Genomic DNA, 237 nt, shown 5'->3' on the forward strand with positions numbered 1-237 from the left:
AAAGCTACCCCGGGGATAACAGGCTTATCTCCCCCAAGAGTCCACATCGACGGGGAGGTTTGGCACCTCGATGTCGGCTCATCGCATCCTGGGGCTGTAGTCGGTCCCAAGGGTTGGGCTGTTCGCCCATTAAAGCGGTACGCGAGCTGGGTTCAGAACGTCGTGAGACAGTTCGGTCCCTATCCGTCGCGGGCGCAGGAAATTTGAGAGGAGCTGTCCTTAGTACGAGAGGACCGG

Annotated in this window: 1 rRNA gene; it reads left to right on the forward strand. The window is 59.1% G+C overall.

Annotation, left to right across the window (positions count from 1 at the left end):
• A 23S ribosomal RNA gene (locus tag SB749_RS20820) occupies positions 1-237 on the forward strand; the annotation flags it as partial.

Origin of the sequence: Brevibacterium sp. SIMBA_078 (genome assembly GCF_046534565.1) — a bacterium.
Classification (GTDB): Bacteria; Actinomycetota; Actinomycetes; order Actinomycetales; family Brevibacteriaceae; genus Brevibacterium.